This is a genomic window from Rhodothermales bacterium (genome assembly GCA_041391505.1).
Taxonomy (GTDB): Bacteria; Bacteroidota; Rhodothermia; order Rhodothermales; family JAHQVL01; genus JAWKNW01.
The window spans coordinates 65863-80450 of record JAWKNW010000006.1; the positions used below are offsets into that span (position 1 = coordinate 65863).

Here is a 14588-nt window from a genome sequence, read left to right on the forward strand (position 1 = left end):
TATGAGCGACCGCATCATCATCTTCGACACCACGCTCCGCGACGGCGAGCAGGCACCCGGCGCCTCCATGACGCTGGAAGAAAAAATGAACATCGCCCGCAAACTGGCCGAGCTACGGGTTGATGTCATCGAAGCGGGTTTTCCGATCTCGTCGCCGCAGGACTTCGAGTCGGTGGCCGAGATCGCCGCAGCCATCGAAGGTCCGACGATCTGCGCGCTGGCCCGGGCGACCGAAGCGGACGTCCGTGCGGCCGGTGAGGCGCTCACGAGCGGGAAGAATACCCGGATCCACACCTTCATCGCGACGAGCGACATCCACCTGGATGCCAAGTTCAGCCATCCCCGGTTCGGGAAGACGATCGAGGAGAAGCGGAAGACGATCATCAAGATGGCCGTCGACGCCGTCACGCAGGCGCGGACGTACACCGACAACGTCGAGTTCAGCGCCGAAGACGCCGGCCGGTCCGACCTCGGCTACCTGTGCGAGATCGTGCAGGCGGTGGTCGACGCCGGCGCCACGACGATCAACCTGCCCGATACGACGGGCTACTGCATCCCGAGCGAATACGCCGCCATCTTCAAGGCGGTGGCCGCCGGCATCAAGAACCCGGAGCAGGTGATTTTCTCGACGCACTGCCACGACGACCTCGGGCTGGCGACGGCCAACTCGCTGGCCGGCGTGCTGGCCGGCGCCCGGCAGATCGAATGCACGCTGAACGGCATCGGCGAACGGGCCGGCAACGCGCCGCTCGAAGAGGTGGTGATGGCGATCCACGTGCGCTCGAAGAAGTTCGGGCTGCACACGAACATCGAGACCACGAGCCTCATGTCCGCCAGCAAGCTGGTGCAGGTCGCCTCGGGCTTCCCCGTGCCGCCGAACAAGGCGATCGTCGGGAAAAACGCGTTCAGCCACGAGGCGGGCATCCACCAGCACGGCGTGCTCCGCCGGCGCGACACGTACGAGATCATGAAGGCGGAGGATGTGGGTCAGGTGGCCGAGCAGATCCGCCTCGGCCGGCACTCGGGCCGGCACGGCTTCTTCAGCCGGCTGGAGAAGATGGGCTACGCCGTCGCCGAGAACCAGAAGGAAGAACTCTACGAGCGCTTCCTGGCGCTGGCCGACCAGAAAAAAGAGGTGTTCGAGGAAGATCTGCACCTGCTCGTCGAGAAAAAGCCGACAGTAGGCAAGGTGGATTATATCCTCGAAGAGATGCGCGTCGTGGTGGATGGCAAGAACGAGCCGGTCGCCGAGGTGACGATCAAGCATCGCCGGGGCGGCGTCGTCCGCAAGGAGCGGGCCACCGGCGACGGCCCGGTGAACGCGCTCTACCGCGCCATCAACTACGCCGTGGGCACCGCGCATGAGCTCGAAAGCTACACGATTCGGTCGGTTTCCGAGGGTTCGGACGCGATCGGGGAGGTGCGGGTGCTGACGAGCCTCGGCGAAGTACGCTTCCACGGTTTCGCCCGGAGCACCGATGTGCTCAAGGCCTCCGCCGAAGCCTACATCGCATCCCTGAACAAGCTCGCCGCCCACCAGGCCGAACAGGAAAACGTCAGTTTTGTGTCGGACGGCATCATCAGCTCGTTCGAGGGAGACCCGGCGTAATTGCAACATGAAAAAGGCAGATCGCAAATCGGATCGAAGTGATCACGCCGTGCGATTTTACGAATTACGATGTACGATTTGAGATAACAGCCATGACCATTACAGAGAAGATTCTGGCCCGCAACGCGGGCAAGGAGTGGGTCGTGCCCGGAGAGAACATCTGGGTCGAGGTGGATGTGCTGATGACGCACGACGTGTGTGGGCCGCCCACCATCGGCATCTTCAAGCGCGAGTTCGGGCAGGATGCGAAGGTGTTCGATCCCGACAAGCTGGTCATATTCCCGGACCACTACATCTTTACCTCCGACAAACACGCGAACCGCAACGTGGACATCCTCCGCGAATTCGCGAAGGAGCACAACCTGCCGCACTACTACGACGTGGGGACGGATCGCTATAAGGGCGTCTGCCACATCGCGCTCGCGGAAGAAGGGTTCAACCTGCCGGGCAAGGTGCTGATCGGGACCGACAGCCACACCTGCACCTCGGGCGCCTTCGGCATGTTCTCGACGGGGGTGGGCAACACCGACGCCGCCCTCATCATGGGGACGGGCAAGATCTGGCTGAAGGTGCCGGAGACGATGAAGTTCGTCTTCGAAGGCAGCCTCCCGCCGTACCTGATGGCGAAGGACCTGATCCTGGCGATCATCGGCGACATCGGGTGCGATGGCGCCACGTACCGGGCGATGGAGTTCGACGGCGAGGCCGTGTTCGACCTGTCGATGGAGGAGCGGATGACGCTCACCAACATGGCCATCGAGGCCGGCGGCAAGAGCGGCATCATCGCGCCGGATGAAAAGACGTTCGAGCATGTCCGCGCCCGCACGAACCGCACGTTCGATCCGGTTTACTCCGATCCCGATGCGAAATACCACTCCGTCCGCGTCTACGACGCGAGCACGATGGAGCCGATGGTGGCCAAGCCGCACAGCCCGGACAACAAGGCGAAGGTGAGCGAGGTCTCGGGCGAGAAGCTCGACCGCGCCTACATCGGCAGCTGCACCGGCGGCAAGCTGGGCGACTTCGAGGCGGCCGCGCGGATCCTGAAGGGCGAGCGCGTCGCGATCGACACGTACATCGTGCCGGCGACGACGGAAGTCGCCAACGCGCTCCACACCACGACGATCGACGGCGTCTCGCTGCACGACATCTTCCGGGATTCGGGCTGCAAGATCGGCCCGTCGAGCTGCGCGGCCTGCCTGGGCGGTCCGATCGACACCTTCGGGCGGACGCACGGCCAGGAAGTGGTCATCAGCACCACAAACCGCAACTTCCCGGGCCGCATGGGCTCGAAATCGTCGGCCGTGTACCTGGCGTCTCCGCTCACCGTGGCGGCGTCGGCGCTCTCCGGCCTCATCACCGATCCCCGCGAGGTGCTGGTATGAAACCCATTATTCAGGGCAAGGCCTACGTCGTAGGAGACGCGATCGACACGGATCAGATGATCCCCGCGGAGCATCTGGTCTACAGCCTCAGCGACCCCGAGGAGCGCAAGCTCTACGGCCGGTATGCGATGAGCGGCGTGCCGGCGGGCAAGCAGGGGCTGCCGTACGGCAACATCCCCTTCACGGCGCCCGACGCCCACGAGAGCGTCTACACGATCATCATCGGCGGCTCGAATTTCGGCTGCGGATCGTCCCGCGAGCATGCGCCCTTCGCGCTGCAGCAGGCCGGCTGCGAGGCCGTCATCGCCGAGAGCTTCGCGCGCATTTTCTACCGCAACGCCGTCGACGGCGGCTTCGTGGTGCCGTTCGAGACGCGCCAGAAGCTCAACGAGGTGATCAAGACGGGAGACGAGCTCTCGCTCGACACCGCGCTGGGCAAACTGACCAACCACACGACAGGCGAAGAATACCTGCTCAACCCCCTCGGCGAGGTCGCCGAGATCCTGCGGGCCGGCAACGTATTCGAATATGCCCGTCGCGCCGGCCTGATGGCATCCCGCTGACGGCCGGCCGCACCACCCGAACCCGCACGATCATGGCCACACACGTTGAGTTGTTCGATACTACCCTGAGGGATGGTACCCAGGGCGAGCACGTCGCGCTCTCCGCGCGCGACAAGCTGCGTATTGCGAAACGATTGGACGCGCTGGGGATCGACATTATCGAGGGCGGGTGGCCCGGCTCGAATCCGAAAGACCAGGCCTTTTTCGATCTGGCGAAGGACGTATCCTGGCAACACGCGCGCCTCTGTGCGTTCGGGTCCACGCGCCGGTTCTCCAACCCGCCGGAGCAGGACGCAAACCTCCTCGCGCTGCTGGCCGCCGAGACGCCCGTCGTCTCGATCTTCGGGAAGAGCTGGACGCTCCACGCCGAGGTGGCGCTGGGCGTGACCCTCGAGCAGAACCTGGAACTGATCCGGTCGTCGGTGGCGTTTCTGAAGGCGCACGGCAAATACGTCGTGTACGACGCCGAGCACTTCTTCGACGGGTACAAGGACAACGAGGCCTACGCGCTCGAAACGCTCCGCGCCGCGGCCGGCGCTGGCGCCGACGTGCTGGTGCTCTGCGACACGAACGGCGGCACGATGCCGCACGAAGTGTTCGACATCGTCAGCCACGTCTGCGGCGCGTTCACGCTGCCCATCGGCATCCACACGCACAACGACGGCGCCTGCGCGGCGGCCAACACGCTGATGGCGGTCCGCGCCGGCGCGCGGCACGTGCAGGGCACCATCAACGGCATCGGCGAGCGGTGCGGGAATGCGGATCTGTGCGCCGTGATCGCCAGCCTCCAGCTCAAGATGGGCTACAGCTGCATCGAGCCCGAGCAGCTGGCGACGCTGGCGGACCTGAGCCATTTCGTGAACGAGGTGGCCAACCTCGACCCCGTCGACCGCGCGCCGTACGTCGGCCACAGCGCCTTCGCCCACAAGGGCGGCGTGCACGTGTCGGCGGTGATGAAGGATCCGCGCGCGTACGAACACATCGCGCCCGACCTCGTCGGCAACCGCCGGCGGGTGCTCGTCTCCGACCTCTCGGGGCAGAGCAACGTCCGCTACAAGGCCGACGAACTGGGCATCCACATAGAAGACAAGGAGCAGGCCGGGCGCGCCGTTCAGCGCATCAAAGAACTCGAACATCTGGGGTACGAGTTCGAAGGGGCCGAGGCGTCGTTCGAGCTGCTTCTGCGGACGATCCAGGGCGTGAACACCGACTACTTCGGGCTCGAACGCCTGCGCGTCCGCAACGAAAAGGACGGCGACGGGGCGGCCCACTCGGAAGCCACGCTCGTCCTGAACGTGGGCGGCTGCCGGACGCTCAACGTGGCGGAGGGTGTGGGGCCCGTCGATGCCATGTCGAACGCCGTGCGCGAGGCCCTGCGCGGGTTCTACCCGCAGCTCCAGTACGTGCGCCTGTCCGACTACAAGGTGCGCGTGCTCACCCCGGAAGACGGCACCGGCGCCAAGGTCCGCGTGCTCGTCGAACATCACGACAACCACCGCAGCTGGCACACCGTCGGTGTGTCCGAAAACATCCTCGAAGCCAGCTGGCAGGCCCTTTTCGACGGGATCTGTTACCACCTGCTGGCGACAGGCACCCCTCCGCACGTCCGCGCGACGGACGCCCCCATCGAGCCTGCGGCGTCGCGTCCGACGCTGGCAGTGCCCCACACGACGATGTAGCGCCGCGTGTGGCCGGCTTCGCGCCGGCTCCAACCCTCCTTTCCCGCGGCACGACCTTCCGCCCCGCATGGCTAAGACACCAACGGTGCGGTCAGGATACGAACCTTCTGGCCTGGGCTCCGGCCCGCGAATGGATACCTGTATCCCACCGGTTTTGACGTTGAACCCGATACGACTGAACCTGGAATGCCATGACAAACGACCACCAGACTCCCTCTGAAGGCCTTTATCACCCGGATTTCGAGCACGACGCGTGCGGTGTAGGCTTCATCTGTACGCTGCGCGGCGAGGGAACGCACGATGTGGTGGATCGCGCGCTGACGATGCTCTGCAACCTCGATCACCGCGGCGCCAGCGGCTGTGACGAGGCCACCGGCGACGGATCCGGCATCCTCACCCAGATCCCGCACGCGTTCCTGACGGCGGCATGCCGCGAAGCCGGCTTTGACCTCCCGGCGCTGGGCGCCTATGGCGCCGGCGCGGTCTTCCTCCCGAAAGACGAGGAAAAACGGCGGTATCTGATGCAGCTCGTGGAATCGGTCATCCGGGACGAAAAACTCCAGTTCCTGGGGTGGCGCCAGGTGCCGACGGAGAACAGCTCGATCGGGCGCACCGCGCTGGAACGCGAACCTTCCATCTGGCAGCTCTTTATCGGGAAGGGCGATGACGAGATGCTCGGGGATGCGTTCGAACGCCGGCTCTTCATCCTGCGCAAGGTCCTCGAACACGCGATCCGCAAAACCCCGTCCGACGGCGCCAACGGGTTTTACATCTGCAGCCTGTCGAGCCGCACGATCGTGTACAAGGGGATGCTGACGACGCACCAGCTGCGCGACTATTTCCCCGACCTGGCCAGCCCGCTTTTCACCAGCCGGCTCGCGCTCGTGCACTCCCGGTTCAGCACGAACACGATGCCCCAGTGGGCGCTCGCGCAGCCCTTCCGCACCATCTGCCACAACGGCGAGATCAACACGCTCCGGGGCAACACGAACTGGATGAACGCGCGGCAGGCGCATTTCCAGTCGCCCCTGTTCGGCAGCGACATCGCCAAGCTGCTTCCGCTCCTGGAAGAAGGCACCAGCGACTCCGCCGTGTTCGACAACGCGGTGGAGATGCTCCGCTTCAGCGGCCGGCCGCTGCCGCATGCCATGATGATGATGGTCCCGGAAGCCTGGGAGCACCACGAGTCCATGTCGGATGAAAAACGGGCGTTTTACGATTACCACAGCTGCCTGATGGAGCCGTGGGACGGGCCGGCAACGATCCCCTTCACCGACGGCCGCTACATCGGCGCCGTGCTCGACCGTAACGGGCTGCGTCCGTCCCGCTACTCGGTCACCCGCGACGGCCTCGTCGTGATGTCGTCGGAGACCGGCGTCGTCGAGATCGATCCGGCGGATGTCGTCCAGAAAGGCCGCCTCCAGCCGGGCCGCATGTTTCTGATCGATCTGGATGAAGGCCGCATCATTTCGGACGACGAGATCAAGCACCAGATCGCCTCGTCGCAGCCGTACGGGTTCTGGCTCTCCGAGAACCTGAAGCGGGTCGAGGACCTCGGGCCGTTCGACGCGCCGTCGAGCGCCGTGGCGCCGGAGGCGCTGCACGCCCAGCAGCAGGTGTTCGGCTACACGAGCGAGGACATGCGCATGCTGATCCCGCCGATGATGCTGACGGGCAAGGAAGCCCTTGGTTCGATGGGCGACGATACGCCGCTGGCGGTGCTCTCCGAAAATCCGCGCATGCTGTACGACTACTTCCGGCAGCTCTTCGCGCAGGTCACCAACCCGCCGCTCGACGCGATCCGCGAGGAGATCGTGACCTCGATGTTCACGAACCTCGGGGCGCAGGAAAACGTGCTGGACGAGGGCCCGGCGCACTGCCGGCAGCTCCGGCTCTCCGGCCCGATCGTCTCCAACGAAGCGCTGGCGCGCATCGCGGCGCTCGATGAGCCCGGCTTCCAGGTCGCCCGGCTGTCGACGCTGTTTCCCGTCGACAAAGGGGGCGAAGGGCTCCAGGCCGCGCTCGACACGCTCTGCCGGCAGGCGGCCACGGCGATCGACGAAGGCAACACGCTGCTCATCCTTTCGGACCGGGGCGTCGACGCCGAGCTGGCGCCGATACCCGCGCTCCTGGCCATCGGCGCCGTGCATCATCACCTGATCCGGACCGGCCGGCGCACCCGCTGCAGCCTGCTCATCGAGAGCGGCGAGCCGCGCGAAGTGCACCATTTCTGTCTCCTGATCGGCTATGGCGCGGATGTCGTCAACCCCTACCTCGTGCTCGACGCGATCCCCTCGCTGCTCGACGCCGTGCAGGGCGAGGCGCCGGCGCGGGTCGAAGCCGAAGAGAACTACATCCACGCCGTCGAAAAGGGCGTGCTGAAGGTCATGTCGAAGATGGGCATCTCGACGCTGCAGAGCTATCGCGGCGCCCAGATCTTCGAGGCGGTCGGCATCGGTCGCGACGTCATCGACGCGTATTTCACGAAGACGCCGTCGCGCATCGGCGGCATCTCGCTGGACATCATCGCGGAAGAAGTGCGGATGCGACACGCGCGCGCCTACCAGACGGCGCAGCACGTCTCCCTGGCCTCGTTGAACGTCGGCGGCCGCTACCAGTGGCGCCGGAACGGCGAGCATCACCACTTCAATCCGCATACGATCGCCCGGCTCCAGCAGGCCGTTCGCCAGAGCGATCCGAAGTCGTTCAGCGAGTTTTCGCGTATCGCGAACGAAGAGGCGCGGGCGCACGGCTCCCTCCGCGGCCTGCTCCGGCTGCGCGACGGACAAACCCCGATTCCGATCGAGGAGGTCGAGCCCTGGACCGAAATCGTCAAGCGGTTCAAGACCGGCGCCATGTCGTACGGTTCGATCAGCTCCGAGACGCACGAGACCCTCGCCGTGGCGATGAACCGTCTCGGGGGGCGCAGCAACACCGGCGAGGGGGGCGAACACCCGTCGCGCTACGACCGCTCCAGCCCCAACCGCAGCCGCATCAAGCAGGTCGCCTCGGGTCGGTTCGGCGTGACGATGGCCTACCTGGCCAGCGCCGACGAGATTCAGATCAAGATGGCCCAGGGCGCGAAGCCGGGCGAAGGCGGGCAGCTTCCGGGCGAGAAAGTCTACCCGTGGATCGCGCAGGTGCGTCACTCGACGCCCTACGTCGGTCTCATCTCCCCGCCGCCGCACCACGACATCTACTCGATCGAGGACCTCGCGCAGCTGATCTTCGACCTCAAGAACGCCAACCCGCAGGCCCGCATCAGCGTCAAGCTGGTTTCGGAAGTCGGGGTGGGCACCATCGCCGCCGGCGTGGCCAAGGGCAAGGCCGACGTCATCCTCATCAGCGGATCCGACGGCGGCACCGGCGCCTCGCCGCAAACGTCGATCGCGCACGCCGGCCTTCCGTGGGAGCTCGGCCTGTCCGAGACGCACCAGACGCTCGTCCGCAACGGGCTGCGCAGCCGTGTCAAGGTGGAGTGCGACGGACAGCTCAAGACGGGCTGGGATGTCGCCGTCGCCGCCCTCCTGGGCGCCGAGGAATTCGGCTTCGCCACGGCGCCGCTCGTCGCGATGGGCTGCATCATGATGCGCAAGTGCCACCTGAATACATGCCCGGTGGGCATCGCCACGCAGGACCCCGAGCTGCGCGCCAAGTTCAAGGGCGAGCCGGAGCACGTCATCAACTTCTTCCATTTCGTCGCCGAGGAAGTGCGTGCCATCATGGCCAGCCTGGGCATCCGGACGCTGGACGAGATGGTCGGCCGCGTCGAACTGCTCGAGCAGGACATCCCGGCCAGCCGCTGGAAGGCGTCGAGCCTCGATCTGACGCCGGTGCTCACGCACCTGCATGTGCCGGACATGCTCGCGGCGTTCCAGTCCGAGGGACAGGACCACGGCATCGATCGGGTGAAGGACAACGAACTGATCGCGCGCGCCGCCGCCACGCTCGAAACGGGTGAAAAAACCACGTTCTCGCTCGATATCGAGAACACGGATCGCGCCTTCGGGACGATGCTCAGCCACGCGATCGTGCGCCGGCACGGGCCGAACGGCCTGCCCGACGGGACGCTGACGATCCATACGCGCGGCTCGGCGGGACAGAGCTTCGGCGCCTTCTCGGTGGCGGGTCTCACGATGCGGGTCGAGGGGGATGCGAACGACTACTTCGGCAAGGGCCTCTCCGGCGCGCGCCTCATCGTCTACCCGCCGGCCACCGCCCCGTTTGCGGCCGAGGACAACATCCTCATCGGCAACGTCGCGCTCTACGGCGCCACGAGCGGCGAGGTGTTTGTGCGCGGCCGGGCCGGCGAGCGCTTCGCGGTTCGAAACAGCGGCGTCCGCGCCGTCGTCGAGGGCATCGGCGACCACGGGTGCGAATACATGACGGGCGGCCGCGTGGTGGTGCTCGGTACGACCGGGCGCAACTTCGGCGCCGGCATGAGCGGCGGCATCGCCTACGTGTACGATGCGGACGGCGTCTTCGCCGCCCGGAACTGCAACATGGAGATGGTGGATCTGGAGCCGGTCGAGACGGAAGCCGATCAGGCTGAACTCCGCGCGATGATCGAGCGCCATGCAGACTACACCGGAAGCGCCCTGGCGGGCCGGATGCTCGCCGACTGGGATGCCGTGCTGCCCCGGTTCGTGAAAGTGATGCCGGTCGAGTACAAGCGCGCGCTCAAGCGGATGGAGACGGCCGAGCAGGCCCCGGAGGCATCCCGGCATGTTGCCGCATAACCCCTGTGAAGATGGTGTACCTCATGACCAAAAAGAACGACGACAAGGCCAGAGGCTTTCTTACGTACAAGCGGGAAATGCCGGCGCGCCGCCCGGTGAACGAACGGATCCGTGACAGCGGCGAAGTCTACATGCCGTTCCCCGAGGAGAAGCTGAAGTCGCAGGCGACCCGCTGCATGGATTGCGGCGTGCCGTTCTGCCAGGCCGGATGTCCGCTCGGGAATCGCATCCCGGACTGGAACCACTTCGTCCACGAGGGGCGCTGGCGCGAGGCGTACGATCTGCTGCGCTCCACGAACAACTTCCCCGAGTTCACGGGGCGCATCTGTCCCGCCCCCTGCGAGTCGGCCTGCGTGCTGGGCGTCATCGACGCGCCGGTGACGATCGAGCAGATCGAGCGGGAGACGATCGAACGGGCGTTCAAGGAGGGGTGGGTGGATCCCGGTGCGCCGGCGATCCGTACCGGCAAACATGTAGCCGTTATTGGATCGGGACCTTCCGGACTCGCGGCGGCCGACCAGCTGAACCGGGCCGGCCACTGGGTCACCGTGTTCGAGCGGGATGACCGCCCGGGTGGCTTGCTCCAGTACGGCATCCCCGACTTCAAGCTGGAAAAGCATGTCGTCGAGCGGCGCATCGGCGTCATGGAGCAGGCCGGCATCACGTTCAAGACCGGCGTCCACATCGGCGTCGATACCGATCGGGAGACGCTGAGCGCGTTCGACGCCGTCGTGCTGTGCATCGGAGCGACGAAACCGCGGGATCTGCCGATCCCGGGGCGCGACGCGCACGGTATCCATTATGCCTGGAATTATCTCTGGCAGCAGAACAAACGCGTCGCCGGCCATCCGCTCGACGAGGTCGAGCCCATCATCGCGACGGACAAGCACGTCATCGTGATCGGCGGGGGCGATACGGGGAGCGATTGCATCGGCACGGCGAATCGGCAGGGGGCGAAGACGATCACCCAGTTCGAGGTGTTGCCGATGCCTCCGGAAAACCGGCCGGTGCATCAGCCCTGGCCTTTTTATCCGATGATCCTCCGCTCGAGCAGCTCGCACGAGGAGGGGGCGGAACGGCACTGGTCGGTCATGACCAAGGCCTTCGAGACGGAAAACGGCCGCGTGGTCGCGCTGCACACCGTCAAGGTCGAAGTGAAGACCGGCGACGACGGCCGTCCGCGGTTTGTGGAGGTGGAAGGATCGGAGGTTCGCTGGCCGGCGGATCTGGTGCTGCTGGCCATCGGCTACACGGGTCCGGAGCCGGGCGGCGTGGTCGAGCAGCTCGGAGTGCCGCTGGATGCCCGCGGGGCGATCCAGACAGACGGGCACTACCACACGCCGGTGCCGGGTGTTTTCGCGGCCGGCGACGGCCGGCGCGGACAGTCGCTGGTCGTATGGGCCATCTCGGAAGGCCGCGAGGCCGCGCGGGCGGTCGACATCTATCTCATGGGCGAAAGCCGCCTGCCCACGAAGGGGCGCGGCGATCTTCCGTTCGTGCGGTGACGCCGGAGGCGGGTCCGCGAGGCCGAGAACTATCGGGCGCTGAACTCGTTTAGGTCGTCCTTTTCCAGCAGCTCGGAGGATTTTCGTGGAACAGGCGTATTCACATCCCGTGGACGTGCGCGCATTGGATACACCCATTACCGTCTTCGGGCCGGCCTCGCTCTCCAACCTCGGGCCCGGCTTCGATACGCTCGGGCTCGGCCTGCAGGCAGACGGCCTCGGCGACACTGTCGAGGCCTGGCTGACTGACGAGCCGGGTATCCGCGTTTCGATCGACCCGGACGGATTCGGCGCGGATCTCACGCTGGATCCGGCGCGCAATACCGCGGCGGTTGCGGCGCGCGCCGTCCTGGACCGCGTCGGGCAATCGCTCGGCATGCACCTGCGTATCCGCAAGGGATTTGCGCCCGGATCGGGTATCGGCAGCTCGGCGGCGAGCGCCGTGTCCGGCGCCTGGGCGGCCAATGTGTTGTGCGGCAGCGTGTGCGCGCGTGAGGACCTGGTGGAGGCCGTGCTGGAGGGCGAGTCGCTCGCGTCGGGCAGCCGGCATGGCGACAACGTGTTGCCGGCCCTGTTCGGAGGGCTGGTGCTGGTCTCCTCAGCCGACCCGACGCAGTACCGCCGTATCGCCCTGCCGGACGACCTCTGGATCGCCGTTATCTTGCCCGAGGTGCAGATCCTGACCCGCGAGGCCCGGGCGATCCTGCCGAAGGAGGTGCCGCTGCGGAGCGCCGTCAATAACGCATCCGCGCTGGCGTTCATGATCGACGCGTTTCGCGCGGGCGACTGGGAGGCGGTGGGCCACTGGATGATGCAGGATCGCATCGTGGAGCCCGTCCGGGCGACGCTGTTGCCGTGTTACGAAGCCGTTCGCCGCGCTGCGATGGAGGCCGGGGCGTTCGGTTGCGCCCTCACGGGATCGGGCCCCGCCATGTTTGCCATAGGGGACACGGCCGAACGCGCGGATGCCGTGCGCGAGGCCATGGAGTCCGCCAGCCGGCGCCAGGGCATCGGCGTGTCGGGTTTCGTGTGCCGGCCCCACCCTGTAGGCGTGTGCAGGATGTGATGGCGACCCGCTTTGTCAGCACACGCGGCGGGAGCGCCGCGGGCGTATCGTTCGAGGAGGCCCTGCTGCAGGGCATCGCGTCCGATGGCGGACTGTTCGTGCCGGCCGGCATCCCCGTGATCCCGAAAGCGCTCTGGACCGATGCCGCCACGCTCGACGCGCTCGCCATTCCGGTGCTCGACCGCTGGATCGGCGACGAGTTCGAACCGGGCGCGCTCGCCTCGATTCTCCGCGAGGCCCTCGATTTTCCCGTGCCGCTGGTGCCGGCCGGCGGGGGCGTCTACGGCGAAGAGACCTATGTGCTCGAACTCTTCCACGGACCGACGCTCTCGTTCAAGGACGTCGGCGCGCGCACGATGGCGCGCTTGATGGCCTACTTTCTCGCCCGGCGCGGCCGCCGGCTGACGATCCTCGTCGCCACCTCCGGGGATACCGGGAGCGCCGTGGCCGACGGGTTTGCGGGGCTGGACGCCATCGACGTCGTCCTCCTTTACCCCAGGGGGCGCGTGAGTCCGATCCAGGAACTTCAGCTCATCCACAAACGCCCGGGCGTCCGCGCGCTGGCCATCGAAGGGACATTCGACGACTGCCAGCGGCTCGTCAAACAGGCGTTTCTCGATCCGGAGCTCGCTTCGTTGCCGCTGTCATCGGCCAATTCGATCAACATCGGTCGCCTGCTCCCCCAGATGCTCTATTACCTGTGGGGCGCCGCACAGGGCGCCTGGTCGACGCCGCCGTCGTTCTGCGTCCCGAGCGGCAATCTGGGAAATCTGTCCGCCGGCGTGCTCGCCCATCTCAGCGGCATGCCCGTGCGGCGGTTCGTCGCCGCGCACAACGAAAACGACTTTTTCCCCCGGTACCTCGCCGGCGAGGAGGCCGCGTTCGGGCCCTCCGTCACGACCCCCTCGAGCGCGATGGATGTGGGCGCCCCGAGCAATTTCGAGCGCCTCGACTGGCTGCTGGACGCGGAGCGGATGAGGCGTCTCATCCGGGGCGAGCGGGTGGACAACGCCGCGACGCTGGAGGCGATGCGGGCCGTGCGCGACGAGACGGGTTATCTCGCGGATCCCCATACGGCCGTCGGCTTCGAAGCCGTCCGCCGCCAGCGCGCTGCCGGCGACGTTTCGCCGTTCGTCGTGCTCTCCACGGCCCATCCCGCCAAGTTTGTCGAGATCGTGGAAGAGGCCCTCGGCTTCGCGCCCGACATGCCGGCCCGGCTCGCCGCGTACCGGGATGCCGAAACGGATGTCCTCGCGATGCCGGCGGACTACCCGATCTTCCGCCAATTCCTGCGCGACGCCTCGCCCGGGTCATGAGGATACCCGACGAAAACCTGGCGTTTCCCGGTTTTTCGCCGGAGGCCTTCGCCATCCTCGCCCGGCTCAAGGCCGAGCCGCACATCGACCGGTACCGGATCGAAAAGCCCGCCATCGATCGGTACCTCAAGGCGCCTTTCGCCCTCCTTCGCGACGACCTGGTCGTGCACTGGGTCTTGCCCGGTGCGCACGATCTCGAAACCGAGCGCAATGTGTTCAGTCGCCTGTTGAAAAACGATTTTGGCGCCGGCGGTTGTCATCACCATTTCTGGATGGCCTTCTACCGACCCGGGCGCACCCGGCTGCGCGATCTGCAGCTTGCGTGCAGCATGCATCCGGATCGGTTTACGACCGGGGTTTATATCGGCCGGCAGGCCGGCGAGCCGTTCGACGACGCGCTGCGCCACATCTACGCGGCGCCCCGTGAAGCGCTCGATCGGCTGAACGCGATCCTCGCCGCCCCGGGTTGGGAGTTGCGTGGGGAAGGGGGACAGGGGGTAGCGTTCGTCGTCCCATCCGGGCAGCACATCGAGGCGCTGCCCGACACGCCGCGCCGGCTTCAGGGGCTGTGGCTGCGACGCGCCTGGCCCGCCGACGCCGCCCTCGATGCCGGGCCGCATCTGGTCGATGCCGTCGTCGAGGCGTTCGATACCCTGGCGCCGTGGTACCGTTTGACGGCGCGAGGCCGCTGAAATACCGGCGGCCTGTCAGGCGCATCCCTACATG

9 protein-coding genes are annotated in these 14588 nt (G+C 66.5%); all 9 read left to right on the forward strand.

From position 1 onward, the window contains the following. Position 1 precedes the first annotated feature (1 nt). Positions 2-1609: a 2-isopropylmalate synthase gene (locus R2834_08115; protein MEZ4700278.1), complete on the forward strand. Its 1608-nt coding sequence runs from the start codon at positions 2-4 to the stop codon at positions 1607-1609. A 92-nt stretch (positions 1610-1701) separates the two neighbouring features. Then, positions 1702-2994 carry a 3-isopropylmalate dehydratase large subunit gene (locus R2834_08120; protein MEZ4700279.1) on the forward strand — a complete coding sequence of 431 codons (1293 nt, stop codon included), beginning with the start codon at positions 1702-1704 and terminating at the stop codon, positions 2992-2994. Beyond that, positions 2991-3557, forward strand: coding sequence for a 3-isopropylmalate dehydratase (locus R2834_08125; protein ID MEZ4700280.1), 567 nt, complete (start codon positions 2991-2993; stop codon positions 3555-3557). The genes R2834_08120 and R2834_08125 overlap by 4 nt, the downstream gene beginning before the upstream one ends. Positions 3558-3589: 32 nt before the next feature. Further along, positions 3590-5236 carry a citramalate synthase gene (gene cimA / locus R2834_08130; protein MEZ4700281.1) on the forward strand — a complete coding sequence of 549 codons (1647 nt, stop codon included), beginning with the start codon at positions 3590-3592 and terminating at the stop codon, positions 5234-5236. A 191-nt stretch (positions 5237-5427) separates the two neighbouring features. Beyond that, positions 5428-9975 (forward strand): glutamate synthase large subunit, encoded by a 4548-nt coding sequence (gene gltB / locus R2834_08135; GenBank protein ID MEZ4700282.1) that lies wholly within the window; start codon positions 5428-5430, stop codon positions 9973-9975. 23 nt (positions 9976-9998) lie between these two features. Continuing rightward, a complete protein-coding gene (locus tag R2834_08140; protein MEZ4700283.1) occupies positions 9999-11480 on the forward strand; it encodes a glutamate synthase subunit beta in 1482 nt (493 codons plus the stop codon). A gap of 115 nt (positions 11481-11595) precedes the next feature. Further along, positions 11596-12546 (forward strand): homoserine kinase, encoded by a 951-nt coding sequence (locus R2834_08145; protein MEZ4700284.1) that lies wholly within the window; start codon positions 11596-11598, stop codon positions 12544-12546. Next, positions 12546-13862, forward strand: a complete 1317-nt coding sequence (gene thrC, locus R2834_08150; GenBank protein MEZ4700285.1) for a threonine synthase — start codon at positions 12546-12548, stop codon at positions 13860-13862. The genes R2834_08145 and thrC overlap by 1 nt, the downstream gene beginning before the upstream one ends. After that, entirely contained in the window at positions 13859-14554 is a 696-nt protein-coding gene (locus R2834_08155; GenBank protein MEZ4700286.1) for a hypothetical protein, read from the forward strand. Before thrC ends, R2834_08155 begins: the two co-directional genes overlap by 4 nt. Positions 14555-14588: the final 34 nt, after the last annotated feature.